The sequence below is a fragment of the Streptomyces sp. B1I3 genome, from assembly GCF_030816615.1.
Taxonomy (GTDB): Bacteria; Actinomycetota; Actinomycetes; order Streptomycetales; family Streptomycetaceae; genus Streptomyces.
On record NZ_JAUSYD010000001.1, the window covers coordinates 1,344,995 to 1,371,501 of the forward strand.

A 26,507-nucleotide genomic window follows, 5' to 3' on the forward strand; every position below is an offset into this window, starting at 1 on the left:
TCGTGCAGGGTGAAGGTCAGGCGACCGTCACCGTCCCCGCCCCCGCCCCCGTCTCTCCGGAGTCCTCCACGCTCACGCGGTACGGACGGTCGGTGCCCCGGGCCGTGACGTGGGTGCCCGCGCCGTCCCGTACGACGTGGAAGGAGGCAGCCGGGCTGCCGGTCAGGTCCGGCACCGTGACCGTTCGCCCATCCGCGCCGGGGCCGAACACGCGCAGGGTGAGGCCCTCCAGCCAGTCACCGTCCGGACGCTGGTCGTCGGCGCCCCACGGCAGTACGGCCCCGTCCCTGACGAGCACGGGGAGGCTCTCGAAACCGTGGGTCTCCTGCCGCCACGCGGGGCCGGTGATCCGCTCACCCGTGAGCAGCGAGGTCCAGGTCCCCTCCGGGACGTAGTACTCGACCTCGCCGTCCTCGGTGAAGACGGGGGCGACCAGGAGGTCCGGGCCGAGCATGTACTGCCGGTCCAGGGTGCGGGTGGCCGGGTCGCCGGGGAACTCCACCAGCATGGGGCGCATCATCGGGACACCGGTGCGGTGGGCCTCGGCGGCCACCCCGTACAGGTAGGGCATGAGCCGGTGCTTGAGCAGGGTGAACGTGCGGGCCACGTCGACGGCTTCCTCGCCGAAGGCCCACGGCACCCGGTAGGACACGTTGCCGTGCAGCCTGCTGTGCGAGGAGAGCAGGCCGAAGGCGAGCCAGCGCTTGAAGACCGCCGGGTCGGGGGTGCCCTCGAAGCCGCCGATGTCGTGGCTCCAGAAACCGAAGCCGGACAGGGACAGCGAGAGGCCGCCGCGCAGGGACTCCGCCATCGCTGTGAAGGAGGCGAAGCAGTCCCCGCCCCAGTGCACGGGGAACTGCTGCCCTCCCGCGGTGGCGGACCGGGCGAAGAGCACCGCCTCGCCGGTGCCGCGCTCCTTCTCCAGCAGTTCGAAGACGGTCCTGTTGTAGATCTGCGCGTAGTAGTTGTGCATCCGTTCGGGGTCGGAGCCGTCGTGCCAGACCACATCGGTCGGCACGCGCTCGCCGAAGTCGGTCTTGAAGCAGTCGACGCCCTGGTCGAGCAGCGCGCGCAGCTTGCCGTTGTACCACTCGCGGGCGGCGGGGTTCGTGAAGTCGACCAGGGCCATGCCCGGCTGCCAGAGGTCCCACTGCCAGACGTCACCGTTCGCCCGCCGCACCAGGTAGCCGTGCTCGGCGCCCTCGGCGAACAGCGGGGACTTCTGCGCGATGTACGGGTTGATCCACATGCTGATGCGCAGACCGCGCTCCTTGAGCCGGGCCAGCATGCCCTCCGGGTCGGGGAAGACCTCGGGGTCCCACAGGAAGTCCGACCACTGGTACTCGCGCATCCAGAAGCAGTCGAAGTGGAAGACGCTGAGCGGGATGTCGCGCTCGGCCATGCCGTCGACGAAGGAGGTGACGGTCTCCTCGTCGTAGGAGGTGCAGAAGGAGGTGGTCAGCCAGAGGCCGAACGACCAGGCCGGCGGCAGCGCGGGCCTGCCCGTCAGTGCCGTGTAGCGGGCCAGGACGTCCTTGGGGGTCGGCCCGGCGATGACGTAGTACTCCAGCGACTGGTCCTCGACGCTGAACTGCACCTGCCCGACGGACTCCGAGCCGATCTCGAAGGACACCTTCCCGGGGTGGTTGACGAAGACGCCGTAACCGCGGGAGGAGAGGTAGAACGGAATGTTCTTGTACGCCAGGTCGCTGCTCGTGCCCCCGTCCGCCTGCCAGATGTCGACGGTCTGGCCGTTCTTCACGTACGGGGTGAAGCGCTCGCCCAGCCCGTAGACGTTCTCGCCCACGTCCAGGCGGAGCTGGGCGATCATGTGGTGCGCGCCGTCGGGTGTGGTGGCGAAGGCGGTGCCCTTGGGGTCGACGCCGGTCAGGCGTCGTCCGTCGCCGTCGAGGAACGCCATCCCCCACGGACCGTCGTCGTCCATGCGCAGGGTCAGCGGCCCGCTGGTGAGCTCGGTGACCGGGCCTTCCCGGCGGGTGCGGGCGTGGGGCGTGTCACCGTCTCCGGGCAGCAGGGCGAAATCGGGGCCGCGGCGGGCCTTGCCGGCGTGATGGGTGGTGCGTACGCCGATGACGCCCTCGGCCGGGGAGAAGCATTCTACGGTGATCAGCGGGGTGTTCAGCGTGTCACCGCGCTTGGCGACCTGTTTGACGGCGGCGTACGCGGTGAACCGGCCGTCCTCGACCCGCAGGTCGCGGGTCTCGGTCGCGTAGGAGGCGCGTACGCCCTCACGCATGAGCCAGAAGCCGTCGGTGAACTTCATGAGGACTCCTCGAAGTCGATGCGGGCGAAGTCGATGCGGGCGAGGCGGACGGAACCCTGGAGCGTGACGTGTACGTCGTGCACGCCTCGGACGTCGAGCGCGGCCTCGAAGGTGTGGTAGTCGTACGCTCCGCCGCCGGCGGGGAGGACGACCTCCCTCACCTGTCCGCCCACGCGCACCCCGATCGATCCGCCACCGGAGGCCACCAGTACGAGCCCCGTGGTGCCGTCACGGAAGTCGCAGCCACGGTAGAGGAGTTGCCCCGGCCCCTCACCGGCGGGAGCGACAGCGTCCCCTGCCGTCCTCGTGCGGTCGAGGATCAGCGTCCCCTGCTGCTCGTCGTAGTCCGCGGCATCCAGGCCACGGGCCAGGACGGGACGCGGGCCGGACGGTTCGCCGTCGACGACGACCGTCGTGGTGAGCCGGATGTCGGCACTGGACGCGCCTGCCAGGAGCTCGTACGTCCCGGGCTCGACGGTCCACCGGCCGTGCGCCACGCTCCAGTGACCCAACTCCTCCAGCGGGACGACGAACTCGACCCGTCCGGCCGCTCCGGGCGCGAGGTGGACGCGGCGGTGACCGACCAGCTTGCGCAGCGGCAGGTCCGTCGCGGCGCCCGTCGCACGGACGTAGAGCTGGGCCACCTCGTCCCCGGCGACGGAGCCTTCGTTGGTGACGGTGAGCGACACCCGCAGCCGTTCCCCCTCCAGGTCCGCCGCCGGCGCGGAGTAGCCGAAGCCGGTGTACCCGAGGCCGTGCCCGAACGGGTAGAGCGGGGTGCCGTCGAAGTAGAGGTACGTCTGCCGGGAGCCGATGATGTCGTAGTCGAACAGACCGGGCAGATCGGTGTCGGAGGCGTACCAGGTCTGCGGCAGCCGCCCGGCCGGGGACACGTCACCGGCGAGGACCCGGGCGAGCGCGGTGCCCGCGGCCTGGCCGCCGTGGGCGGTCCAGAGCAGGGCCGGCAGCCCGGCGGCGGCGTCGCCGACCGCGTACGGGTAGGCGGAGGTGAGGACCAGGACGGTGCGCGGGTTGGCGGCGTGCGCGGCGCGCCACAGCCGGTCCTGCTGCGCCGGGAGGGCGAGGGTGGTGCGGTCCTCGGTCTCGCGGCCGTTGATGTGCGGGTCGTTCCCGGCGACGACGATCACCGTGTCGGCCGCGGCGGCGACGCGCGCCACGGCGTCCTCGCCGCGTTCGACGGTCTCCGTCTCGAAGACAGTCGCGTCGGCGGCGGAAATCTTCTCCCCGTCCACGGCAACCTTCGCGCCGTCGGCGGCGACTGTGACGTACCCACCCGTTCCGATGTGCAGAAGGCGGTGTCCGCCGTCGTGTCCCTCCACCGCTTCCATGCGGAACGTCTCCTGGACGATCCAGCCGCCCGGCTCGTCCGCCGACGCCCGCACGTATCCGTCGTCGGCGACGGAGAGGTACAGGCCCTGCTCGCTGCGGAAGGTGAGGACGCCGTCGCCCCAGTCGACGACAGCCAGTTCACCGGCCTCCTCGCCGCAGGTCAGCGGCGGGAGGTCGGTACGGCCGGCGAGGAGCGCCGGGTCGAGGGCGCCCTCCGCGCCCCGGGCCCCGCTGTCCGCCGGGCCGTCGGCCTCGGGCACGCGCAGCCAGCCGTCGGCACACTTCAGGCGGACCCGGTCCGCGCCTTCGGCGAAGAGCACGTTCCCGGCGCCGTACCGCTCGCGCAGGCCGTCCAGCGGCGTGGACCGGTGCAGGAGCGTGCCGCTGTACCAGTCGAGCTTGCAGGCGTCCGCGAGCAGTCCGACGACGGCGACGGTCCGGTCCTTGCCCGGCTCGAGCGGCAGCAGCCCGTCGTTCTTGAGCAGGACGACGGCCTGTTCGGCGGCCTCCAGGGCGAGCGCCCGGTGCTCCGCGGTGTCGAAGGCGTCCGTGTCCGCGTAGGGGGCGAGCTCCGGGTCGAACTCGCCGAGCGTGAGGCGCAGGTGGAGGAGTCTGCGGACCGCCGTGTCGATGTCGCTCTCGTCGAGCAGCCCCTTGGCGAGCGCGTCGCGGATGCGGCCGGTCATGACCGTGGAGTCCTGGCCGTGGTCGGTGAAGTTGTCGACACCGGCCTTCAGGGAAGCCGCCGTCGCCTCCTCGTGGGTGTCGAAGTAGTGCTCGGAGTCGACCAGGTTGGAGGGCGCCCCGGCGTCGGAGCAGACGACGAGGGGCTGGTCGGTCCACTGCCGCAGGTGCTCCCCGAGGAGCGGGGAGACGTGGTTGGGGCGGCCGTTGACCAGGTTGTAGGCGGGCATGACACCGGCCACCGCTCCGGCGCGCACCGCGTCGCGGAAGGCCCGCAGGTCGTACTCGTGCAGGACGCGCGGGCGCACCGAGGAGGAAGCGGTGTCGCGGTCGGTCTCGTTGTTGTGCGCCAGCCAGTGCTTGAGCACCGGAGCCGTGCGCCAGTACCGGGGGTCGTCGCCGCGCAGCCCCCGGGTGTAGGCGACGGCGATGGCGGAGGTCAGGGCCGGGTCTTCGGAGTACCCCTCCTCCCCACGGCCCCACAGGGGGTGGCGCAGCAGGTTCACCGTCGGGGCCCAGACGTTGAGGCCGACCCGGTCGTCCTGGGCGCGCTTGGCGCGTACCTCGTTGCCGACGGCCTCCCCGACCCGGCGGACCAGGTCGTCGTTCCAGGTGGCGCCGAGACCGACGGCCTGCGGGAAGACGGTGGCCGGTCCCATCCAGGCGACTCCGTGCAGGGCCTCCTGTCCGGTACGGAACGCCCCGAGCCCCAGGCGCTCCACCGGGGGTGCGAACTGGTGCAGCATCGCGATCCGCTCCTCGAGCGTCAGCCGCCCGAGCAGATCGTCGGCGCGCCGGGCGAAGGGCAGCTGCGGGTCGCGGAAGGGAAGCGGATGGTCCGTCACGTGCGGGTCCCCTTGGAGAGGTGGGAGGTTTCCGGGTTGCGCGCTTGTCGAAGTCGCCCTCGAACCGGGGAGAAGATCCTTCGAAGCGCTTCGATGCTCCGTGCCCCAACCGCCGGTGTCAAGGGTGCGACTCTCCTCATCAGGACGTCCGACCCGAATCAGGCGGGAAACGGTTCGGAAACACGTCGGAGGAATCTGGAAACCAACTCTTGTGCGTCCGTGACCCTTCACTTAATCTCGCTGCAACATCGAAGCGCTTCGACAGCGGAAGCCGCTTAAGTTCGGCCGGCGACGTAGAGCCGGCCCGGCCGGTAACGCCCCACCTCAGACACAGGAGCCGAACGGCGGTCGCCCGCCGCATGTCGTCCTGGTGTGCCTCGAAGGGTTGACGCAATGACGCCGAATTCCTCCTCCACCGCCCCGAGCCGGAGAAGCTTCCTCGCCTCGGGCGCCTTCGCCGCCGTGGCCGTGGCCGGTGGAGCCCCCCTGCTCGCCGCGTGCGGCGGCAGCGGCTCCGGTTCAGCGGGCAAGGAGGGCACGACGACGGGCAAGGCGCTGAAGAAGATCCTGCCGAGCTACGCCCCGTCGAATCTGGTCCAGCCCGACGTGCCGGGCGTCAACGGTTCGAGCCCCGGGTTCACCAAGCTGCCCGACCCGCTGGTCACCTCGGTGAAGTCCGCGCCGGGCAAGGGAACTTCCTTCCGCGTCATGACCCCGCTGTGGGGCACCGTCCCGAAGAAGGACAACCCGTACTACACGGCGGTGAACAAGGCGGTCGGCGCGAAGCTCAACTTCGACCCGCAGGACGGCAACACCTACCAGGAGAAGATCGGCGCGGTACTCGCCGGTTCCGACATCCCGGACGTCATGACCATCCCCGGCTGGAACATGCAGGGGCAGATCCGCAACGCGATCACCGCCAAGTTCGCCGACCTGGGCCCCTATCTGGCGGGCGACGCCGTCAAGAAGTACCCGAACCTGGCCAACATCCCGACCGGCGCCTGGCAGTACTCCGTCTTCGGCGGCAAGCTGCGCGGTCTGCCCATGCCCAACCCGGTCATCGGCAACGCCTTCTTCTACCGCAAGGACCTGATCGGCTCCGGCGCCCTGCCTGCGAGCGCCGACGACCTGCTCGCCTTCGGTAAGGAGTACACCGCCCCGAAGAGCAAGGTGTGGGCCTTCGACGACCTCTGGACCTGCGTCCAGAAGATCTTCGGCCTGCTGCCCGACGCCCCGCACTACTGGCGGCTGGAGGACGGCAAGCTCGTCCACAAGATCGAGACCCAGGAGTACCGCGAGGCCCTCGCCTTCCACCGCAAGCTGCACGACGGCGGATACGTCCACCCGGACGCCGAGGCGAACAAGGACGCCGACTCCAAGATCCGCTTCACCAGCGGCCACGTCCTCATGTACAACGACGGCACCGGCGGCTGGAAGGGCATGGTCACCGAACAGAAGGCCGCAAACCCGAAGTTCGACATGCAGGCGCTGGACTTCTTCGCCGCGGACGGCGGCAAGCCGGTCCTGTGGCAGGACGACCCGGCGGGGATCTTCACCTTCATCAGCAAGAACCTGCCCAAGGAGAAGATCGAGGAGTTCCTCGGGATCGCCGACTTCGCCGCGGCGCCGTACGGCACCGAGGAGTTCATGCTGACGAACTACGGCGTCGAAGGCACCCACTACAAGGTCGAGGGCGGGGTGCCGACCTTCACACCGAAGGGCATCGAGGAGGCCCAGCCCGCCACCCTCCTCTACGTCACCTCCCCCCCGCACACCATCGCCTTCCCCGACGAGCCGCAGCTCGTGAAGGACTACGCCGGCTGGATGGCCCGCCAGGCCCCGCACGTCAGGAAGCCGCTCTTCTTCGGCATGCAGGTCGTGGAGCCCCAGCGCTTCGCCTCCCTGTACACGCCGTTCGACGACCTGCAGAAGGACATCCGTCGCGGCCGCAAGAAGGTCAGCGACATCGACTCCGCGGTGACGACGTGGAAGAACAGCGGCGGCGACAAGCTCCGCGACTGGTACCAGGACCTCCTCGAGAAGAACGGCTCCGGAGTCTGACGCGTACGGCCACCTGAGACACACGTACGACAGAGGCCGCCGGGCGCGAGGAGTCCGGCGGCCGGGGCGGAGAGCACGACATGGGGAGCACAGGGTGAAGCCTCGGGCCACGGTGGCGACCGACGCGGACGGAACGGCAGGGCCGGCGACAGCCACCGGCGGCGGCGCCGAGGACGACAGCCCCGCCCGGGGCAGGTCACGGGCGGGCGGAGCGGGCGGGGACACCACGCCGGGGACGGACGGAACGAAGGCCGGGAAGAAGACGGCCGGGAGGAAGAAAGCGGCACGCGCCGGCGGTATCACGCGACGCCTGCGCCTGCGCCGGGACCGCACGCTGATCCTGATGACGCTGCCGGCCATGGCCCTGCTGCTGCTCTTCAACTACATCCCGCTGCTCGGCAACATCGTGGCCTTCCAGGACTACGACGTCTACGACCTGGGGATCACCGGGAGCCCGTTCGTCGGGTTCGACAACTTCACCCGGATCTTCGAGGACTACCGGTTCTGGGAAGTCCTCGTCAACACGCTGGTGATCTTCCTGACCCAGCTGCTCCTCTTCTTCCCCATCCCGATCGCCATCGCCCTGCTGCTCAACACGATCATGAGCGGCCGGGTGCGGGCCTGGGTCCAGGCGATCGTCTACCTGCCGCACTTCTTCTCCTGGGTCCTCGTCGTCACCGTCTTCCAACAGATGTTCGGCGGCGCCGGTCTGGTGGCGCAGTGGCTGCGCGAGCACGGCCACGAGGGCTTCGACCTGATGACCAACCCGGGGTTCTTCAAGTTCCTCGTGACCGCGCAGGCGGTGTGGAAGGACGCGGGCTGGGGCGTCATCGTGTTCCTCGCCGCCCTCGCAGCCGTCAACACCGACCTGTACGAGGCGGCGGCCGTCGACGGCGCGGGCCGCTGGCGCCGCATGTGGCACGTCACCCTGCCGGCGTTGCGCCCGGTCATCGCCCTGCTGCTCGTGCTGCGGGTCGGCAGCGCGCTCAACCTCGACTTCGAGCAGATCCTGCTCCAGCGCGACCAGGTCGGCGCGGGTGCGTCCGAAATCCTCGACACCTACATCTGGTGGACGGGCATCAAAACCGGTGACTTCGGCTATGCCGCCGCGGCCGGGATCTTCAAAGGCCTGTTCAGCGTCGCCATGGTGCTGGGAGCCAACAAGGTCGCCCACATGATGGGCGAGCAGGGGGTGTACTCCAAGAAATGACGACTCTCCTGGACATGGAAAAGGACGCGAACCCGCCGGCGAAGCCCGCCGTCGCACGCGTGGAGACCCCGTTCCAGCGCGCTCTGCGCATGGAACCGCGCCCGGTGTGGGAGGAGGAGCCCACCAAGGCGGGCCTCGCCTTCAAGGGCTTCGGCCTCTTCGCCATCTGTGCGGTGATCCTCGTCCCCATCTGGGTGGTGGTGATCACCAGCCTCTCGGACACGAAGGCCATCAACGACGCGGGCGGCCTGGTCGTCTGGCCCAAGAGCGTCACCTTCGTGGCGTACAAGGAGCTGCTCAGCGGCGGCGCCGTCACCCGGGCCGCTCTGGTGAGCATCGGGCTGACAGTGGTCGGCACGGTGTTCAGCATGGTGATCTCGGTCCTCTGCGCGTACGGACTGAGCCGCAAGGACTCCTTCGCGCACCGGCCCCTGCTGATGACGATGATGGCGACGATGTTCTTCGGCGCCGGGCTCATCCCGACGTACCTGCTCGTCACGGGCATCGGCTTGAGCGACAGCTACTGGTCGATGATCCTGCCGAGCGCCCTCAGCGTGTTCAACATCCTGGTGCTGCGCGGATTCTTCATGGACACCGCCCCCGAGCTGATCGATGCGGCCCGGATCGACGGAGCGGGCGAGTGGCGGATCCTGCTGCAGATCATCATGCCGCTGTCCCGCGCGGTCATCGCGGTGATCTCGCTGTTCTACGCGGTGGGGTACTGGAGCCAGTGGTTCAACGCGATGCTGTACATCCAGGACAGCGACAAGTATCCGCTGCAGATGATCCTGCGCCAGCTGGTCCTCCAGCACCAGGTGCCTCCCGGGGCCATGGGCTCGGCGGTGAACAGTGGGCAGATCAACAGCCTGGCGGTGCAGATGGCCGTGATGGTCCTGGCGCTGATCCCGGTGGCCGTGCTGTCGCCGTTCGTCCAGAAACACTTCCAGAAGGGCATGCTCACGGGCGCCGTCAAGGGCTGAGCCCCGCCCCCCTTCATTCCTGAGCCCCGCCCCCCTTCACGTACGGCCTCTCCCCCGGGAAGCACCCGGGCCCCTTCACGACTCGCCAACACCCGGAACCACCGGAAGGTGTTCGTCATGCACGCTTCGTCCGTTCCGCAGCCCGACCCGGCCCGGCGGCCCCGGCGCCGGACCGTGCTCGCCGGCGCCGCCGCGGTGGCGGCCACGGCCGCCGCGCTGCCGGTGGCCGCGCCCGCCTCGGCCGCCGGGCGCCCGGCGAGGACCCAGCCGCACCGCTGGCGCACGGCGGCGATCGGCGGAACCGGCTTCGTGACCGGCATCCTGTTCCATCCGGCCGCACGCGGACTGGCCTACGCCCGTACCGATATCGGCGGCGCCTACCGGTGGGACGACCGCAGGTCCCGGTGGACAGCACTGACCGACCACATCGGCTGGGACGACTGGAACCTGATGGGCGTCGAGGCGATGGCCGTCGACCCGGGGCACCCGGACCGGCTGTACCTGGCGCTCGGCACGTACTCCCAGCCCTCCTACGGGCCCGGCGCGGTCCTCAGGTCCGAGGACCGGGGCGCGACCTGGGCGCGCACGGACCTGACGGTACGGCTGGGGGCCAACGAGGACGGCCGCGGTACGGGCGAGCGGCTGCTGGTCGACCCGCGCGACAGCGAGACGCTCTGGCTCGGCACGCGCCACGACGGGCTGCTGCGCTCCACGGACCGCGGGACGAGCTGGGCGGCCGACACGGCCTTCCCCGCGGCCGGATCGGCGGGCGGTCAAGGCGTCACGTTCCTGGTGGCGGCGGGCCGCACGGTGTACGCGGGCTGGGGTGACGGGGGGACGGCGCTGTACCGCACGACGTCCTCGGGCGGCTGGGAGCCCGTCCCCGGGCAGCCGTCCTCGGCGGGGGCCGCCACGAGGATGCCGATCCGTGCCGCGTACGACGCGCACACCCGCGCCCTGTACGTGAGTTACGCGGACGGACCGGGCCCCAACAACCAGGCCGACGGCTCGGTGCGCCGGCTCGACACGGTGACCGGCACGTGGACGGACGTCACCCCGGTCACGCCGGGCAGCGGTGACGCGTTCGGCTACGGCGGGGTCGCGGTCGACGCGGCGCGTCCGGGCACGGTGGTCGTCTCCACGAACAACCGCTGGGGGCAGGTGGACACGCTGTTCCGCTCCACCGACGGCGGCGAGAGCTGGACCTCGCTCAAGGACACCGCCGTCCTGGACGTGTCCGAGACCCCGTATCTGAGGTGGGGCGGCGAGCCGAAGTTCGGGTGGTGGATCCAGGCGGTCGCCGTCGACCCGTTCGACTCGCGACACGTCCTGTACGGCACCGGCGCGACGATCTTCGGGACGCGCGACCTGGTGCGCTGGGCGCCGGAGATCCGGGGCCTGGAGGAGTCGTCGGTGCGTCAGCTGATCGCCCCGCCCTCGGGGGCCCGGCTGCTCAGCGGGCTCGGTGACATCGGGGTGATGTACCACGAGTCCCTGACCGCGTCCCCGTCGCGCGGCATGGCCTCCGACCCGGTCTTCGGTACGGCGACGGGCCTGGCCCTGGCCACCCTGAAGCCGTCGTACGTCGTACGGACGGGCTGGCCGTCGGGTTCGGACGCCGCCGGCGCGTACTCGCACGACGGAGGCGCGAGCTGGCGGCCGTTCGCCTCCCAGCCGGCGATGGCCGCGTCCGCTCCCGGACCCGTGGCCGTGTCCGCCGACGGGACGACCCTGCTGTGGTCGTTCATCCACTGGGACGGTACGAAGTACCCCGCGCACCGCTCCACGGACGGCGGCGCGACGTGGGCGGAGGTCGCCACCTTCCCCAAGGGCGGCACGCCGGTCGCCGACCCGCTCGACCCCGCCCGCTTCTACGTGTACGACACGGACACCGGCACGGTGTTCCGCTCCACGGACCGGGGTGCCACCTTCACGGCGGGCGCCTCCCGGCTGCCCGCCGGGGACACGCAGTTCCGTATCGCGGCGGCGCCGGGCCGCTCCGGGGACCTGTGGCTGTCGGCCAAGGACCACGGGCTGCTGCGCTCGGCCGACGGTGGCCGCACCTTCACGGTGGTGGCCGGCTGCCAGGCCTCGTACGCGCTCGGCTTCGGCAGGGCGAAGGGCCGCGGACGCCACGCCTATCCCGCCGTCTTCCAGACGGGCCGCGTCCTCGCCACGCACGACGAGGTGGCGGTCCTGCGCTCGGACGACGCGGGCAGGACGTGGATCCGCATCAACGACGACTCCCACCGGTGGGGGTGGACCGGTGAGGTGATCACCGGCGACCCCCGCGTCCACGGCCGTGTCTACCTGGGCACCAACGGCCGCGGCATCCAGTACGCGGACCCCGAATGAGGAACGAGAAGTCCATGCCGTCCCTGCACGACGCCACCCGTGGCCGCATCCTCTTCGGAGGCGACTACAACCCGGAGCAGTGGCCCGAGGACGTGTGGGCCGACGACGTCCGGCTGATGAAGGAGGCGGGGGTCAACTCCGTCACCCTCGGCGTCTTCTCCTGGGCCATGATCGAACCCCGCCCCGGGGCGCGGGAGTTCGGCTGGCTGGACCGGCTGATGGACCTGATGCACGCACACGGGATCGGGGTGGTCCTCGCCACCCCGACGTCGTCGCCGCCGCCGTGGATGGGCGCGCTGCACCCGGAGACGCTGCCGCGCGCCGAGGACGGCACGGTGGTCTCGTACGGCTCGCGGCAGCACTTCTGCCCGAGCTCGCCGGTCTACCGCCGTCACGCCGCCGCACTCACCGAGGACCTCGCGGCACGGTATGCCGGACACCCGGCGCTCACCGTGTGGCACATCAACAACGAGTACTGCACCCACTGCTGGTGCGACGAGACGGCCGCCCACTTCCGTCGCTGGCTGGCCGCCCGGTACAGGACCACCGACGCGCTCAACGAGGCGTGGGGAAGCGCCTTCTGGAGCCAGCGCTACGACACCTGGGCGCAGATCCTGCCTCCGCGCAGGGCGCAGTACATGAAGAACCCGGCACAGGTGCTGGACTTCAGACGCTTCACGTCCGACGCCCTGATGGAGTGTTACGTCGCCGAACGGGACATCGTCGCACGGCACACCCCGCACATCCCGGTGACCACCAACTTCATGCCGCTGTGGTCGGGCCAGGACGGCTGGGCGTGGGCGGAGCAGGAGGACGTCGTCTCCGTCGACATCTATCCGGACCCGCAGGACCCGCAGGGCGGCCAGTACAACGCGATGCTCGCCGACATGACGCGCGGGCAGGCCGCGGGCCCGTGGATGCTGATGGAGCAGTCCGCGGGCGCGGTCAACTGGCGGGAGGTCAACCACCCCAAACCGGCCGGGCTCAACCGGCTCTGGTCGCTCCAGGCCGTCGCCAGGGGCGCGGACGCCGTCTGCTACTTCCAGTGGCGCCAGTCCCGCCAGGGTGCCGAGAAGTTCCACTCCGGCATGCTCGGCCACGCCGGTGAACACGGGCGCACCTTTCAGGAGGTCAAGCGTATCGGCGCCGAACTGGCGCTGCTCGGACCGGAGATGGCGGACGCGGCCGGGCCTGCCGACGTCGCCGTGCTTCACGACTGGGACGCCTGGTGGGCGAGCGCCCAGGAGGGCCGCCCCTCCTCGCTCGTCGAGTACCCCGACCTCGTGCGTGCCTGGCACCGGGGGTTGTGGGAGAGCGGTATCGCGACGGAGTTCGCCCGCCCGGGGGCGGACCTGAGCGCCTACCGCCTCGTCGTCGTTCCGCAGCTCTACCTGCTCGACGACGCGGCGATCGACAACCTGGTCCGGTACGCCGGGGCCGGCGGCACGCTCGTCTGCGGGTTCTTCACCGGCGTCGCGGACGCCGACAACCGGATCAGGCCGGGTGGCATGGACAGCCGCCTGCGTGAGCTGTTCGGCATCCGCACGGTGCACGAGTGGTGGCCGCTGGACGCGGACGCGACGGTGCAGTGCGACGGCTTCCGCGGCACCCTGTGGTCGGAGGAACTGGAGCCCGACGGGAACGCCGAGACCGTCTCCGCGTACCGGGGTGGCGAGCTGGACGGGCTCCCCGCGGTGCTCCGCAAGGACACGGCCTGGTACGTCTCGACGCTCCCCGAGCCGGAGGCGCTGCGTGACCTGCTCGGCCGGGTGGCGGACGGGGCGGGCGTGCGCCCGGTGGTGGAGGGGCTGCCCGCCGGGGTGGAGGCGGTGCGCCGCGGCTCCCTGCTCTTCCTGCTGAACCACGGCAGGTCCCTCACACCGGTGAATGTGGCGGGCCGTCACCTGGACGTACTCACGGGCGTGGAGCATGACGGCGTCGTGGAGTTGGGCCGCTTCGGTGTGGCAGCGCTCAGAGACGTCTCGGCATGATCGACGGTACGTGGGAGCCCGCCCCCGCCACCCGCTGGGAGGACGCCTTCCTCAGTGGCAACGGGCATCACGGGGCCATGGTGTACGGCGATCCGGGGGACGACCGGGTGATCGTCGACCACCACACCCTGGTCCGGCCCAACGGCAGCGAGAACGTCCGGCCGCCGGAGCTCGCGGACGGCCTCGGCCGCCTCCAGGACGCGCTGCTGGCCGGGGACGTGACAGCGGCCGAGGGGTTCGGTGCGGGGCACCCTCTCGTATGGGTGCAGCCCTTCCATCCGGCGTTCCAGACCCGCGTCCGCCGCGACCGGGGCCTGCACGAGGCGGTCGCCGGCTACCGGCGCGAGGTCGACTTCACGACCGGCGAGGTGACGGCGTCGTACGAGGCCTGGCGCAGCCGTGTCTTCGTGTCGCGGGCGGACGACGTGATCGTGCAGCACATCACCGACCTCGGCCTGAGCGCCCATCTCTTCCTGGACCACGCCCTGCCCGGCGCACCGGCTCAGCTGGCGGTCGGCCGTACGACCGTGCTGACCCCGGAAGGCGCGAACCTGGCTCTGCGGATCGGTTACCCGGGCAGCGACGTCGCGTACACGGGAGTCACCGTGGCCCGCGTGGACGGTGGGACGGTGCACGTGGCGGACGAGGGCATCCGCGTCGAGGGCGCGCGGAGTCTCACGCTGACGACCCGCGTCCGGCGCGGGGCCGGCGGCCACCCGGACCTCGCGGCGCTCTGGGCGGCCCTGCCGCACGAGGACTACGACGCCCTGCTCTCCCGTCACCGCCCGCTGCACCGCACGGCGTACGGGCGTACCACGTTGACGCTGCGGGAAGCGGCCCGCGAGCGGGATCTGCCCGGCAGCGCGCTGCTGCGCACCCCGAAGAGCCCGGCGCTCCTGGAACGACTCTTCGCTGCGGGCCGCTACCACCTGCTCTCCTCCTCGGGGCTGCTGCCTCCCCGCCTGACCGGGCTGTGGACCGGTGACTGGGAGACGGCCTGGTCCGGGGCGTTCACCACGAACGCCAACCTCAACCTCCAGATCGCCTCGGCGGCGAGCGCCGCCCTGCCGGAGGTGACCGAGGCGCACGCCGCCCTGGTTCACGGCCAGCTGGCCGACTGGCAGGACAACGCCCGGGCGCTCTTCGGGGCGCGGGGCATCGTCGCCCCGTCCCACACGGACGGCGAGTCGGGGCACACGCGCCACTTCCAGCGGGCCTACCCGCTGCACCTGTGGACGGCCGGGGCGGACTGGCTGCTGCAGCCGCTCCTGGAACACGCCGAGGTGACGACGGGCACGCCGGACCCCCGGCTGACCGCCGCACTCGTCGAGGTGGCCCTGTTCTACGAAGACTTCCTCACGCGCGAGGACCCGGACGGGCGGGTGGCCGTGGTGCCCTCGTACTCCCCGGAGAACCGTCCGGCCAACGCGAGCTGGGGCACGGTCAACGCCACGATGGACATCGCCGCGGCCCGCCACGCCCTGACCACGGCCGCGGCACACGCCCCGGGCCACCCGTCGGCAGGCCGGTGGCGCGCTCTGGCCGACCGGCTTCCCGACCACCTGGTGAACGAGGACGGGGCGCTCGCCGAGTGGGCGTGGCCGGGCCTGGCGGAGACGTACGACCACCGCCACCTCAGCCATCTCTACCCGGTCTGGCCGCTGGACGAGATCAATCCGTACGACACCCCGCAGCCGGCCCGGGCCGCACATCGCGCCCTGGAACTGCGCGGGTCCGAGAACGACTCCGCCCACGGCCACCTGCACCACGCCCTGATCGCGGCCCGGCTGCGGGACCCGGCGCGTGTGTCGGCCGCCCTGGACGCCGTACTGGGCGGCGACTTCTTCCACGACTCGCTGATGAGCGCCCACTATCCGTCCCGCAACGTCTACAACGCGGACGCGGCGCACGCCCTGCCCGCCGCCGTCATCGAGGCGCTCGTCCAGTCGACACCCGGCCGACTCGTCCTGCTGCCCGCCCTTCCGGCGGCCTGTCCCGCCGGTGAACTCCGGGGTCTGCGCACCCGGTTCGGGGCGGGGCTGGACCTGAGCTGGTCGGACGGCGGCGCCACGGCTGTCCTGCGCCCCACCCGTGACGCGCGCGTCGACCTGCGTACGGGCGACGGCCACACCCTCACCGAGACCCCCGCCGGAGATCCCCCGGCTCCGCTGGAGCTGACGGCCGGCGTGGACCGCGTCCTCACCCTGGGGCCGCGGTAGCAGTCCTCCATCCCCACATGGAAGGAACACCCCATGGCACGACCCACCCTGACCCGGCTGCTCCTGGCCCCGACCGCGGCCGTGGCCGCACTGATCGGCTTCGCGGCCGCACCCGCCCACGCGGCGGTATGGACCTCCTCGGACCAGTGGGGCAACTACACCACGTCCGACGGGTACACCCTCTACAACAACATCTGGGGCTCGGGAGCGGGCACCCAGACCATCTGGGCCAACTCGTCGAGCAACTGGGGCGTCACGGCGAACCACCCGAACACCGGCGGCATCAAGTCGTACCCCAACGCCAAGAAGGTCGTCAACAAGCCGATCGACTCACTGTCCTCGCTGACCAGCGGCTACAACGTGACCGTCCCGTCCTCCGGGGCGTACAACACGTCGTACGACATCTGGGACACGGACTACGACTACGAGGTGATGCTCTGGGTGAACTACAACGGCGCGGTCGGCCCGCTCGGCACCTCGCAGGGGACCGTCAGCCTGGGCGGCCACACCTGGACCGTCTACAAGGGCAGCAACGGGGCCAACGAGGTCTTCTCGTTCCTACGGACCTCCGACTCGTCCTCCGGCACCGTGAACGTCCTGCCCATCCTCAAGTGGATCAAGGACACCAAGGGCTGGTGGGGCAACGAGACCATCGGTGACGTGCAGTTCGGGTACGAGATCACCTCGTCGTCGGGCGGCCTGAACTTCGTGACCAACGGCTTCAACGTCTCGTCGCGCTGATCCGGGCGGGCCGGGGGGATCCCCCCGGCCCGTTCTCCGTACCCCGTGCCGGGGCGCGTTCCCGACGGGTGCGGGAGGCCGGCAGCGCTCAGGCCGGAGCCGGCCCCGTGCTCGCGCGCACCGTCAGAACCGGTTCGAGCAGTTCCACCTCGTCCGTATCCCGGCCCGCGAGCTTGGCCACCACCTGCTCCACGGCCCGGCGTCCCATCTCCTGCGCGGGGATGGCCACGGACGTGAGCCGCACCGACGCCTGCGTCGCCACCTGTTCGGGGCAGATGGCCACGACGGACACGTCCTCCGGCACCGCGCGCCCCTGCTGCTGCAGCAGGTTGAGCAGCGGCTCGACCGCGGCCTCGTTCTGTACGACGAACCCGGTGGTGGCCGGCCGCTCGTCGAAGATCCGGGCCAGCGTGCCGGCCATCGCCGCGTACCCGCCCTCGCACGGCCGGTGCAGGACCCTGACGCCCGCCTCCTGCGCCTTGGCCCGTATGCCGTCCACGGTCCGTTCGGCGAAACCGGTGTGCCGCTCGTAGACCGCGGCCGCTTCCCCGATCACCGCGATGTCCCTGTGCCCGAGCCCCGCGAGATGGTCGACGCAGAGGGCGCCGGTCGCCTCGAAGTCGAGGTCGACGCAGGTCAGCCCGGTCCTGTCGGCGGGCAGGCCGATGAGGACGGCCGTCCGCCCGGACTCGCGCAGCAGCGGCAGCCGTTCGTCGTGCAGTTCGACGTCCATGAGGATCATCGCGTCCGCGAGCGAACTCCCGGCGATCCGCCGCACGGCCGCGGGGCCCTCCTCACCGGTGAGGAGCAGCACGTCGTACCCGTGTGTGCGGGCGGTCGTGGCGACGGCGATGGCGATCTCCATCATCACCGGCACGTACATGTCGGTGCGCAGCGGAACCATCAGCGCGATGATGTTGGATCTACTGCTGGCGAGTGCCCGCGCGCCCGCATTGGGGTGGTAGCCGAGCTGCTGGATGCTGTGTTCCACCCGCTCCCGGGTGGTGGCGGAGATCGACCGCTTTCCGCTGAGGACGTAGCTCACCGTGCTCGCGGAGACTCCGGCGTGCTGGGCGACCTCGGCAAGCGTGACCATTCAGCTCTCCATTACGGACGAGGGGAGAAGAGAGAGAGGAGAGGACGGGAGGTGGTGAAGCGCTTCAACAGCACTCCGCTCCCACCTCGCCCTCTGCTCTGACATGCACAGACACCGTGAACCTTAGACTCGCTCACAGATGCTGTCCAGAGTCGTTCCGGGGCACCGTCGAAGCGCTTCGATTCCGCTGTCCACACTGCGTGCCGTGCCCGTCCGCACCGGGCGCGGTCCTTTCCGCGCCCGGGGAACGACCGTCCCCTCCCACACCGTGGCTCAGGACGCCGAAGGTGTCCAGTCACCCAGCCAGTCGGCGGCCTCCTGACCGGCTGCCGCGGAATCCGAGAGCTGGGGCCGGTCACCGCTCGCCTGGCCCGCACCCGGACCGGAGTTCCGGTACTCGGCGAAGTGGTCGTCCCGCCATGAGAAGCCGCTCATGTCGGTCCACGGGGCGGACTTGACGGCGGCGCCGAGGGTGGTGTCACGGAAGGTGGCCATGGGGTCGAGCGAGGTGTCACCGCCGGCGTGCCACGGCCGCCCGAGAAAGAAGGAGGAGGCGGAGACGTCGCCGTTGACGGTCGAGCCGACGATGAGGAAACCCTTGCGGCCGGCGGCCGTGCTGGGCGCCACGACGTAGCCGGCCGAACTGCCGTCCCACCGCTTCTTCAGCGTGATGACCGACCTGTCGATCACCGCGCTGGCCCGCCCGAAGATGAAGTCGACGTTGCCGATGACATAGGAGTTGGTCATGAGGACGCGACCCAGGGAGGCCTTGGAGGCCGTGTCGAGCAGCAGGGTGTCCTGGTCCCCGGTGACGATGAGGGAGTCGAGGAGGACCTTGTCGGCGGCGGTGCGCAGGGCGACCGCCTGGCGTGCGCTCATGTCCTGGTGCGCGGCCTCGTCGAAGTCGTTGGAGATCGTGAGGTTGCGGGCCTGGAAACCGTTCGCCTCGGCCGCGACGGTGGCGCTGCCGCTCGTCCCGTACGTGCCCGAGCCGTCGGGCTTCTGCGTGCCGGAGGCGTTGCCGTAGACGATGACGGTGTCCTTGCGGCTCGATCCGCTGCCCTGCAGGGTGACGTTCTGCTTGGTCTCGGGGATCTTCACGGTCTCGCGGTAGGTGCCGGGCTTGATGGAGACGGTGACGCGAGCGGTGTTGCCCGCCGCGATCGCGTTCACCGCGGCCTGCACGGTCGTGTACTGCCCGCTGCCGTCCTTGGCGACGGTGAGCACGGCGGCGGCTGCCACGCCGTGCGCCTGCCCCTGTCCTCGGCCGTCCGCCCGCACCGCCCCGGACGCCTGGACCGGTCCTGTGACGGCCAGCAGGGCGGTCGCCCCCGCCAGCAGTGCCGTGCCTCGGCCGGGACGGAACGCGGTACGCCGTCGCTTCGCTGCCATGTCGGAATCCGTTCCGTGTGGGGAAGTGGGGGTGCGGGCAGTAGTCGCCACCGTCACGGCAAAGGTTGCCGGGGCGGTCGCCGGTGAAATCGGGCGTCGCGTTCGCGGACCGCAGCGCGGGGCCCTGCCGAGCGGAGCACCACGTCCAGGGCGCGGGCGGGCTCGGCGGCGTACACGTTGCTGAACCAGGCCATGTTGGCCTCGACGACCGCCCACTGCCCGGCGTCCCCGCCCCCGGGTCGCCGCAGGACCCCGATGTCGACGACGACACCGCTGGGCAGGGTGTCCCCGGCCGCGTCCGTCAGCTGCCGCGCGAAGTCCTGGACGGCGGCCTCGTCCCGATGGCCCCGCAACGGGACAGCGTCCAGCCGTCCGAAGGTGGCGTACTGCGATCCTGTCCGTATCCGGCCGTCGAGCAGAAAGAGCCGGAACTCCCGTGTCCAGATGACCACTTCGCTGAGCTGCACCAGCGAGTCGCCCAGCGGTGCCGGACGTGCCGGGTGTGCGAGAGGTCCCGGGAGTGCGCCACCGTTCTCGTACACGGCGGCGGGAAAGCTCTTGTCGGTGGGAGGCTTCGCGAAGAACGGGCCGTCGGCGCGGCGCGCCACGGAGAGCGGGACGCTCTCGACCCGGCGTCCGGTGAACGCGTGGGGCAGGCTGTCCAGCCACCTCTCCCCCGGCTCCAGCAGGGAGATTCCGAGGGGGCCGACGACGCCGGAGGCGAAGTGCGGGCCGCCGTAGTAATGCGCGCCCTCGTTCACCGGCGGCCGCTCCGGGACGCCGCACCGCGGCAGGACCATGACGTCCATGCCGCGCTCCCGCGCCGCCCCCGCCAGCAGTCCGGCCGTGGTGGAGCGGTGAGGAGCGAGTGCGAGGAGCGCGGCCATGACACCGCAGCGTACGGGTCCGCGCCCGCACGCTGCGGCGTGTTCAGGCGGCCGGTGTCAGCTTCCACTGCTGGCAGGTGTTGTTCAGCCAGCTCCACTGCCGTACGTCCGCGCCGTCGGCCGTCGAGCAGCCCGCCACGTCGGCCACCTTCCCGGTGGCCTGGTTGACGATGCGCACCCATCCTCCCGCCGCGGTGGTGAGGAAGCGGAAGCGCTGGCAGGTGTTGTCGAGCCACGACCACTGACGCAGGTCGGCGCCGTCGGCGGCGGAGCAGTCCGCCGTGTCCAGCACCTTGCCCGTCGCGACGTTCACCAGCCGGCTGGTGTCGTCGCCGCGGTCCTCGACACGCCATTTCTGCTGTGCGCCGCCGTTGCACGTCCACTGCCGCACGTCGGCCCCGTCGGCCGTCGAGCCACCGCTCACGTCGAGACACTTCCCGGTGGCCCGGCTGACGACGGTGTAAGCGGCCGGGGTGGCCGCCGTCTCCCCGGAAGGCCCGGCCGCCGTCGTACCGAGGCCGACGGGAGTGCCGAGGTTCGGGGTGCCGTCGGCGTTCCAGGTGAACTTCTGCGCCCTCGTCGTCCGTCCGTTGTCGCAGCCGTCGGACGCCGAGTCGTTGGCGTGGTAGACGATCCAGCTCTCCGTTCCGTCGGGCGAGGTGAAGAAGCCGTTGTGGCCCGGCCCGTAGACCCCGGCGGCGTCGTTCCGCTGGAAGACCGGGGTGGACTTCTTCGTCCACGAGGACGCGGAGCGCGGGTCGGAACCGGTCAGTGTGAGCTGCCCCAGTGTGTAGTCGGGGGTCCAGCAGCCGCTCGCGGAGTAGACGATGAACGTCTTCCCGCCCCGCTGGAGCACCTCGGGCCCCTCGTTGACCGTGCCCCCCGACTTCTCCCAGCCATGGCCGGGCGTCGAGATCGTCGAGAAGGAGCCGCTCAGCGTGTACGGATTCGACATCGGCGCGATGACGAGGTTCTGCGTGCCGCCGCCGCTCGCGCTGCCCAGCAGGTACAGGGACCCGTCGACCGTGAGCACGCTCGGGTCGAGCATCCAGCCGCTGCCCAGCTGGTTCCTGTACGTGTAGGGCCCCATCGGGTCCGGGCCCGCGCTCTCCAGCACGTGTACGCGCTGCGTGGGGTTGTAGTCGGTGACGTTCTGGCCGGCCACGTAGTACAGGTACCAGCGGTCGCCCGACCGGTGCAGTTCGGGGGCCCAGATGTTGCAGCAGCGGGAGGCCGCGTCGCCCTGCCACACCTGCACGCTCGGCGCGGTCGCGAGGCCGGCCAGTGTCGGCGACTTCCGCATGGTGATGACGTCGGTCCAGCTCGTCGACACCAGGTGGTAGTTGCCGTCGTGGTACGAGATCCAGGGATCGGCGCCCTTCTGCGCCTTGACCGGGTTGGTGTACGGACGACCCTCGGCCGCCGACGCCGATGCCGGCTGCCCCAGGGCCGCCGCCAGCAGGAGGGCGCTCAGCAGGATCAGTAGGCGACGGGCCATCCGCTGCTCCAGTTCAGTAGGTTGACGCCGAGCTTCGGGGTGCCGTTGTCCTGGCCGTCGTAGTAGTGGTAGACGAGCAGGTCGCCGTCGGAGTCGGCCAGGATCGACTGGCCGCCGGGGCCGATGTAGCGGCCGTGCGACTCCATGACGGGTGTGCCGCCGTTGCTGAGCATGCTGACGCCGTTGCGGTCCTTGTAGGGGCCGGTGACGCTGGTGGCCCGGCCCACCTTGATCTTGTACGTGGAGCTGGTGCCCGCGCAGCAGGTGTCGTAGGAGGCGAAGAGGTAGTAGTAGCCGTTGCGCTTCACGACCGAGGGCGCCTCGACGGCCTTGGTGCCGGTGGGCCGGGAGGCGAGCGAGCGGCGGGCCGTGTCGCCGGAGTGCTGCTTCCCGGTCGACGGGTCGATGCGGATCATCTTGATCCCGGTCCACCAGGAGCCGAAGGAGAGCCACCACGCGCCGTCGTCGTCCACGAAGAGGTTGGGGTCGATGGCGTTGTAGTCGCTCGACGAGTTCGACGTGTACACGATGCCGTAGTCGCTCCAGCTGCCGGCCTGGCCGGTGGTGGAGCCGGCCAGACCGATGGCCGAGGTGTTGCTGCCGAAGGACGAGACGGCGTAGTACATCAAATACTTGCCGTTGCGGTACGAGATGTCCGGGGCCCAGGGGTCGGAGGCCGAGGAGTAGTTCTTCCACCAGCTCGGCTTTGTGGTGAAGGCGTTGCCGGAGCGGCCGAAGGCCGTGCGGTCGGTGGAGGTGCGGAGCTGGAGGCCCTCCCCGGTGGAGTAGAGCAGGTACAGGCCGGACGAGCTGCGGACCATGCTGGGGTCGTGGACGACGATGTCACCGCTGACCACGCCGGGGTTGGGGTAGGCGGACGCGCTGCCTGGCACGAGGGCCAGCAGAAGGGCGACGGGCAGGGCGGCGAGGGTTCTTCTCGGGATGCGGCTCATGAGCACTTCCTTGGTCGTGATCCGGGGGGGGGCCGGGGGCGCTCGGGCAGTCACCACGGAGGGCACACGAGTTGCCATGCACCTGCCATGTGGACGTTCGAGATGCCGAATGGCGATCGGGAGCTCGGACGGGACCGTAGAATCGAACGCACCTTGCGTCAACGGATCGCGCACGTTCGGCGCGCGCGTCAGGAGAAAAATGCGATGGCGTCCGGAATACCGAACCGGACGCCGTCGCAGCGTGGCCGGGACCACCTGACGGAACTACAGACCGTAGGTGAAGTCCCCGCGCCCGGAGTCCGTGCGCCGCGAGGCCGGGGCGACGGTCGCGCACAGGGGGCCGCCCTCGGTCCCGACGTTCACCAGCCCGGTCGCCTCGCCGTCGAGGCCGACGAACCGCAGGGCGTGCCAGCGCGGCAGCCAGAACACACGGCCCCGGTGCCCCGCCAGCAACTCCCGCAGGTCGGTGGGTGCGTGCATCCACACCGCGGGGAGCTCCTCCGCGTGATCGAACGCCGCCCGCAGACCCAGCCAGCCGTCGTCACGCACGTCGCCGGAGGTCAGCAGCAGTTCGACGGCCCGCCCGGGCTCCTGGACACACTTCTTGGCGTGGATCCAGTGGACGTGGTGGCCGGGTGCGTACATGGTGCAGCCGTCGCGGTGGTCGAGGTGAGGGAGCACGGCCGTCGCCTGCCTTCCGGGGTCGTGGACCCCGGGGGCCCGTCCCCGGTGGTCCGCTGTTCCCCGCGCGGTGCCGCGCGGGGCAGGTCGTCACCCGGAGCACCCGCAGCGGAGCGGGGTGCCGTCCAGCCAGCCGGGGCTTTCCACTGGAACTCATGACCCGTCAAAAGCGTAACAGCAGCCGAGACGGCGTCACGGCGTGCGCAACGTCCCCGTGACACCGGCCACATGACGCCTCAGCCGTGCAGGAGCACCGGGAACGCCTCCATGTCGTTCTGCGTCATCACCGGCAGCTTGCGGATCTCGTCGTCGGGTATCGCGAGCTTCATGTCCGGGAACCGGCCGAACAGCGCGCGCAGCGCGATACCGGCCTCCACCCGGGACAGCGCGGCTCCGGGGCAGATGTGGGGGCCGTGCCCGAAGGTCATGTGCCGGATGGGCGCCGGCCGGGTGACGTCGAAGGCGTCGGCGTCCTCCCCGTGCTGCGCGGTGTCCCTGCCGATGGCCCGGTAGGAGATCACGACCCCCTCCCCTGCGGCGATCGTCTGCTCGCCGACCTGGACGTCCTCGGTCGCGAACCGCATCAACAGGTGGGTGGTGGGGGTGTCCCAGCGCAGCGTCTCCTCGACCACCGACTCCCAGGAGACCTCCCCTTCCAGGACCTTCTCCAGCTGGTCCGGGTGGGCGAGCAGCGCGCGTACGGCGTTGAGGATGAGCCCGATCGTGGTCTCGTGCCCGGCGGCCACCATCGCCTTGAGGTTGCCGACGACCTCCTCCTCGGTGAGCGGCTCCCCGCCCTCCTCGGCCGTGATCAGCGCGCTGGTGAGGTCGTCCGTGGGGCGCGCCGTCTTCTCACGTACCAGTTCGGCGTAGAAGACATCCAGCTCCGCGAGCAGTGCCAGCCGCTCCTCCTGCGGGGTGAGCATGGAGAAGAAGGCCTTGTACTGCCGTGTCAGCATGGGGTGCAGGGACCGGTCCACCCCCATCAGCAGGCCGACCACCCGCATCGGAAGGGGCTGCGCGAAGACGGCCTTGAGGTCGACGACACCGTCCCTGCCCTGCTCGGCGAGCGCGTCCAGCAGTTCCTCGGTGAACCTCTCGATGTCCGGGCGGACCGCCTCCAGCCGGCGCGGGGTGAGCGCCTGGGAGGTCTTGGTCCGCAGCCGCCGGTGCTCCTCCCCGTCCACGGTGAACATGGAACGTCCGGCGTCGATCATGCCGATCAGCGGCCACTCGTGGGTCACCTCACCGCTGCGCCAGAGCCCCCACGCGTCCAGGTTCTTCACCAGCCGGTTGTCGACCAGGAGTTGGCGTGCCTCCGCGTGCCGGGTGACGGTCCACGCCGGCACGCCGAGGAGCTCGATGCGGGTGAGTGGTTCGGCTCGGCACAGCTGTTCGGTCTCTCCGTCGAGGTCCTGGACCATGGGGTCGATGACGACGGTGGCGTGCGGGCAGGTCACAGCAGGTCTCCTGTCGTACGTACGGGGGCGAACCGGACGGGCAGCGCGTTCATCCCGCGCAGGAAGGCGGACGGCCGGCGGACCAGGTCCTCGGCGGGGACGGCGAGCCGGAGATCGGGCAGCCGGTCGAGGAGGACCTCGATACCGGTACGGGCGATCGTCTCGGCGATCTCCTGGGCGGGGAAGGGGCAGCGGTACTCACCGTGGCTGAACGCCAGGTGCGAGCCGTTGCTCGCGTGGTGGGCGCCTCCCAGGTCCTGCCGTACCGACGGGTCGGTGTTGGCGGCCCCCAGGCCGAGGAGGAGCATGTCACCGGCCCGGATCGTCCGTCCGCCGAGCCGGGTGTCCCGGACCGCCCAGCGGCCGGCGAGGATCTGCGTCGGGCTCTCCTCCCACAGCACTTCGTTCATGGCCTCGCCGACGCTGCGCCGGCCGCCGGAGAGGGAGTCGGCGAACTGGTCCTCGGTGAGCATCAGCCGCAGGGAGTTGCTGATCCAGTCGGCGGTGGTGAGGTGCCCGGCGGCCGTGACGGCCATCAGGTCGAGTGCGTACTCCTCGTCCGTGAAGGGCTCCGGGTCGGCGAGCATGCGGGAGGTGATGTCGTCCCCGGGCACGGCCCGCTTGGCGGCCACGAGACGCCGCATGTGCTCACCGAACCGCCCGTACGCCTCCTGTGCTCCGGGGCCCCCGTCGGCCAAATCTTTGAGGACCCGGGCGATGTCCGCCCCTTCCGCGTCGGGGAAGCCGACGAGGCGGGCGAGGACGAGGACGGGCAGCGGCTCCGCGAAGTCCGCGACGAGATCGGCCGTGCCCCGGCTGCACATGTCGTCGACGAGCCGGTCGGCGAGTTGCTCGCAGTGGCCGCGGATCTCGAACGGGTTCGAGCCTTCGAGCGCGGGCACCACCATGTCGGAGTGCCGCCGGTGCTCGGCGCCCGCGGTGAAGTAGATGGACGGCATGGGCCGCCCGACCATGGGCAGGAGCGGCCAGTCCTCGGGGATGTGCTCCCACTGGTTCCAGAGCCCGACGTCCCGCGGGAACAGTTCGCCGTCGCTGGTGACCTGGTGGAGCTCGCGGTAGCCGACGACGAGCCAGGCGGGGAAGCCACCGGGGAGCTCGACGGGCACCACGGGGCCGTACGCGTGCCGCATACTGCGGTACAGGGCCTGCGGCGCGGTGTGGAACTCCGGCCCGCCGAGCGGCACGGGGTCGGTCGCGGCGTGCGCCGGGCAGCCGCCGCCGGACGCGGGCGCGGCGGATAAGGAGGGGTTCGTCATCGTACGGGCTCCCGGGAGACGGCTTCGCGCGTTGCGGCCATACGATCAACGCGGCCCCACTATAGGGAGGTTGCGTGAAGCTTTGGGGAGTGATCACGGGACCGGTCGCCCGATCCGTCCGCCCCCGAGGCAGGGTGGGGCCGGCTCGGCGGCGCACCCGCACGCGCTTCGTCCGCACGTCTCGCACCTGTGGCGGCCGAAGTTCCCGGGCCGGCCGCGACCGGGCTCACCGCACGCGTGCGAAGCGCGGGGGTGTGCCCGCCTTCATGTGCGCGCAGTGGGGGACGAGCCGGTGGGTCCGGGGTGCCCTCGGCGGAGTGAGGCGTTCGACCACCCGCCGCGGGGAGCCCGCAATGGTGTGAGCGCGGGGTGGACACAGGACCGTGCCCATGTTGTCATGCTGCACATCGCCGGAATTTCCAACGTAGTACACCCCCCAAGACGCCCGGACCACCGGCCGGCCCGCCGCACAGGTGCCCGGCCGCCCTCGACGCAACGCCCGCGCCCTCGAACCCTCCTGAACGCCCGCCGGTCGCAACGCCC

The 26,507-nt window shown here is 70.9% G+C and carries 17 protein-coding genes and 1 riboswitch; of the genes, 7 read left to right on the forward strand and 10 right to left on the reverse strand.

Annotation, left to right across the window (positions count from 1 at the left end; genetic code table 11):
- Positions 1-16 precede the first annotated feature (16 nt).
- Together yicI and QFZ58_RS06370 are read right to left on the reverse strand one after the other, a co-directional pair.
- Entirely contained in the window at positions 17-2,284 is a 2,268-nt protein-coding gene (gene yicI / locus QFZ58_RS06365) for an alpha-xylosidase (protein WP_307123926.1), read from the reverse strand.
- Positions 2,281-5,163 carry a glycoside hydrolase family 3 C-terminal domain-containing protein gene (locus QFZ58_RS06370; RefSeq protein ID WP_307123927.1) on the reverse strand — a complete coding sequence of 961 codons (2,883 nt, stop codon included), beginning with the start codon at positions 5,161-5,163 and terminating at the stop codon, positions 2,281-2,283. The genes yicI and QFZ58_RS06370 overlap by 4 nt, the downstream gene beginning before the upstream one ends.
- A 393-nt stretch (positions 5,164-5,556) precedes the next feature.
- Between QFZ58_RS06370 and QFZ58_RS06375 the strand changes: the two genes are divergently transcribed.
- The 7 genes from QFZ58_RS06375 to QFZ58_RS06405 all read left to right on the forward strand — a co-directional run bounded on the left by QFZ58_RS06375 (position 5,557) and on the right by QFZ58_RS06405 (position 16,720).
- Positions 5,557-7,224: an extracellular solute-binding protein gene (locus QFZ58_RS06375; protein ID WP_307123928.1), complete on the forward strand. Its 1,668-nt coding sequence runs from the start codon at positions 5,557-5,559 to the stop codon at positions 7,222-7,224.
- 94 nt (positions 7,225-7,318) lie between these two features.
- On the forward strand, positions 7,319-8,434 hold the full coding sequence (locus QFZ58_RS06380; protein ID WP_307123929.1) for a sugar ABC transporter permease: 1,116 nt from the start codon (positions 7,319-7,321) through the stop codon (positions 8,432-8,434).
- Positions 8,431-9,414, forward strand: coding sequence for a carbohydrate ABC transporter permease (locus QFZ58_RS06385; protein WP_307123930.1), 984 nt, complete (start codon positions 8,431-8,433; stop codon positions 9,412-9,414). Before QFZ58_RS06380 ends, QFZ58_RS06385 begins: the two co-directional genes overlap by 4 nt.
- Positions 9,415-9,531: 117 nt before the next feature.
- Entirely contained in the window at positions 9,532-11,769 is a 2,238-nt protein-coding gene (locus QFZ58_RS06390) for a sialidase family protein (RefSeq protein WP_307123931.1), read from the forward strand.
- A gap of 14 nt (positions 11,770-11,783) precedes the next feature.
- Positions 11,784-13,760, forward strand: coding sequence for a beta-galactosidase (locus tag QFZ58_RS06395; protein WP_307128784.1), 1,977 nt, complete (start codon positions 11,784-11,786; stop codon positions 13,758-13,760).
- Complete coding sequence (locus QFZ58_RS06400; protein ID WP_307123932.1) at positions 13,757-15,979, forward strand: glycoside hydrolase N-terminal domain-containing protein; 2,223 nt, start codon at positions 13,757-13,759, stop codon at positions 15,977-15,979. Before QFZ58_RS06395 ends, QFZ58_RS06400 begins: the two co-directional genes overlap by 4 nt.
- A gap of 33 nt (positions 15,980-16,012) precedes the next feature.
- On the forward strand, positions 16,013-16,720 hold the full coding sequence (locus QFZ58_RS06405) for a hypothetical protein (protein ID WP_307123933.1): 708 nt from the start codon (positions 16,013-16,015) through the stop codon (positions 16,718-16,720).
- Positions 16,721-16,808: 88 nt separating this feature from the next.
- Here the strand turns inward: QFZ58_RS06405 and QFZ58_RS06410 are convergent, their stop codons facing one another.
- The 8 genes from QFZ58_RS06410 to QFZ58_RS06445 form a co-directional block, all read right to left on the reverse strand.
- Positions 16,809-17,816 carry a LacI family DNA-binding transcriptional regulator gene (locus QFZ58_RS06410; protein ID WP_307123934.1) on the reverse strand — a complete coding sequence of 336 codons (1,008 nt, stop codon included), beginning with the start codon at positions 17,814-17,816 and terminating at the stop codon, positions 16,809-16,811.
- 273 nt (positions 17,817-18,089) lie between these two features.
- Complete coding sequence (locus tag QFZ58_RS06415) at positions 18,090-19,208, reverse strand: pectinesterase family protein (RefSeq protein WP_307123935.1); 1,119 nt, start codon at positions 19,206-19,208, stop codon at positions 18,090-18,092.
- Between the two features lie 53 nt (positions 19,209-19,261).
- Positions 19,262-20,095 carry an ATP-grasp domain-containing protein gene (locus QFZ58_RS06420; protein WP_307123936.1) on the reverse strand — a complete coding sequence of 278 codons (834 nt, stop codon included), beginning with the start codon at positions 20,093-20,095 and terminating at the stop codon, positions 19,262-19,264.
- Positions 20,096-20,138: 43 nt separating this feature from the next.
- Entirely contained in the window at positions 20,139-21,593 is a 1,455-nt protein-coding gene (locus QFZ58_RS06425) for a family 43 glycosylhydrolase (RefSeq protein ID WP_307123937.1), read from the reverse strand.
- Complete coding sequence (locus QFZ58_RS06430) at positions 21,575-22,546, reverse strand: arabinan endo-1,5-alpha-L-arabinosidase (RefSeq protein WP_307123938.1); 972 nt, start codon at positions 22,544-22,546, stop codon at positions 21,575-21,577. Before QFZ58_RS06430 ends, QFZ58_RS06425 begins: the two co-directional genes overlap by 19 nt.
- A gap of 264 nt (positions 22,547-22,810) precedes the next feature.
- Positions 22,811-23,227: a hypothetical protein gene (locus QFZ58_RS06435; RefSeq protein ID WP_307123939.1), complete on the reverse strand. Its 417-nt coding sequence runs from the start codon at positions 23,225-23,227 to the stop codon at positions 22,811-22,813.
- Positions 23,228-23,277: 50 nt separating this feature from the next.
- Positions 23,278-23,388, reverse strand: a riboswitch (SAM riboswitch).
- A gap of 75 nt (positions 23,389-23,463) precedes the next feature.
- Positions 23,464-24,687 carry a cytochrome P450 gene (locus tag QFZ58_RS06440; RefSeq protein WP_373428523.1) on the reverse strand — a complete coding sequence of 408 codons (1,224 nt, stop codon included), beginning with the start codon at positions 24,685-24,687 and terminating at the stop codon, positions 23,464-23,466.
- Positions 24,684-25,964, reverse strand: a complete 1,281-nt coding sequence (locus QFZ58_RS06445; protein WP_307123940.1) for a cytochrome P450 — start codon at positions 25,962-25,964, stop codon at positions 24,684-24,686. Before QFZ58_RS06445 ends, QFZ58_RS06440 begins: the two co-directional genes overlap by 4 nt.
- Between the last annotated feature and the right edge of the window lie 543 nt (positions 25,965-26,507).

Bases quoted from the DNA above. Each gene is read 5' to 3' on its own strand.
- yicI (WP_307123926.1), bottom strand. From the start codon at position 2,284: ATGAAGTTCACCGACGGCTTCTGGCTCATGCGTGAGGGCGTACGCGCC.
- QFZ58_RS06425 (WP_307123937.1), bottom strand. From the start codon at position 21,593: ATGGCCCGTCGCCTACTGATCCTGCTGAGCGCCCTCCTGCTGGCGGCG.
- QFZ58_RS06415 (WP_307123935.1), bottom strand. From the start codon at position 19,208: ATGGCAGCGAAGCGACGGCGTACCGCGTTCCGTCCCGGCCGAGGCACG.
- QFZ58_RS06395 (WP_307128784.1), top strand. From the start codon at position 11,784: ATGCCGTCCCTGCACGACGCCACCCGTGGCCGCATCCTCTTCGGAGGC.
- QFZ58_RS06385 (WP_307123930.1), top strand. From the start codon at position 8,431: ATGACGACTCTCCTGGACATGGAAAAGGACGCGAACCCGCCGGCGAAG.
- QFZ58_RS06410 (WP_307123934.1), bottom strand. From the start codon at position 17,816: ATGGTCACGCTTGCCGAGGTCGCCCAGCACGCCGGAGTCTCCGCGAGC.
- QFZ58_RS06430 (WP_307123938.1), bottom strand. From the start codon at position 22,546: ATGAGCCGCATCCCGAGAAGAACCCTCGCCGCCCTGCCCGTCGCCCTT.
- QFZ58_RS06405 (WP_307123933.1), top strand. From the start codon at position 16,013: ATGGCACGACCCACCCTGACCCGGCTGCTCCTGGCCCCGACCGCGGCC.
- QFZ58_RS06400 (WP_307123932.1), top strand. From the start codon at position 13,757: ATGATCGACGGTACGTGGGAGCCCGCCCCCGCCACCCGCTGGGAGGAC.
- QFZ58_RS06375 (WP_307123928.1), top strand. From the start codon at position 5,557: ATGACGCCGAATTCCTCCTCCACCGCCCCGAGCCGGAGAAGCTTCCTC.
- QFZ58_RS06390 (WP_307123931.1), top strand. From the start codon at position 9,532: ATGCACGCTTCGTCCGTTCCGCAGCCCGACCCGGCCCGGCGGCCCCGG.
- QFZ58_RS06420 (WP_307123936.1), bottom strand. From the start codon at position 20,095: ATGGCCGCGCTCCTCGCACTCGCTCCTCACCGCTCCACCACGGCCGGA.
- QFZ58_RS06445 (WP_307123940.1), bottom strand. From the start codon at position 25,964: ATGACGAACCCCTCCTTATCCGCCGCGCCCGCGTCCGGCGGCGGCTGC.